At 70.5% G+C, this 677-nt stretch carries 1 protein-coding gene; it reads right to left on the bottom strand.

All coding sequences use genetic code 11. The features are described from left to right. Nucleotides 1-573 (bottom strand): hypothetical protein (locus tag ACI3ET_RS16390; protein WP_405034139.1); only part of this gene is annotated, 573 nt, incomplete at its 3' end. Nucleotides 574-677 lie beyond the last annotated feature (104 nt).

Raw genomic sequence — 677 nt, 5'->3', positions numbered from 1 at the left:
GAGCCGGACCTGGGTGTGGGTCTCCTGGGAGGAGACGACGTGGGTGAGCCACTTGCGCGAGACCAGGTCCTCGATGATCAGCACCGCCATCCCGGCACGCGGGAAGTGGGTGCTGTCGTAGATCCAGATCGAGTTCGGGGTGTACGTGGCCCAGTCCGGGAACGGGCGCCGCTGCCCCCGTGGTGGGCGCGGCGGGTGACGAAACCGCAGGTCATGATCGTTCAGGACCCGCCGGACGGTGGACGGGGAGGCCCAGAACAGGTCCTCGTAGGAGCCGCGGTGCGCCAGGCGCCGGTGGGAGAAGTCCTTCACCCCGAACGTCTCGAACGCGGACACGATCGCCTCGATCTCGGCCGGCGTCAGCGCGTTCAGCGAAGCACCGGGGCGGGCATCGCCCAACCCCTGGGCGGTGTCCTTGCGGCGGGTCCAGCGGCGGGCCCGGCGCTCCTCCAGGCCCAGCACGGCGCAGGCCTTGACCAACGGCCAGCCCTCCTGCAGGGCCTGCGCGATGGCCTGCAGCAGGACCGTCTTGGTGGCCGCGTCGACGCGGGCCGGCACCGGGGCCATGGGCATCAGTCCGCACCCCCTTTTTTCTCCAGCAGCATCAGCTTGACCGCCAGCTCCTTGACCGCCTCACCGAGCCGGTCGATCTCGGCGTTGGCCTCCTCCAGCTCCAC

It is taken from the genome of Ornithinimicrobium jinqii, from assembly GCF_045032595.1.
Taxonomy (GTDB): Bacteria; Actinomycetota; Actinomycetes; order Actinomycetales; family Dermatophilaceae; genus Ornithinicoccus.
The sequence above is the reverse complement of the archived record's forward strand: the minus strand, read 5'-3'. Positions and strand labels throughout refer to the sequence as shown.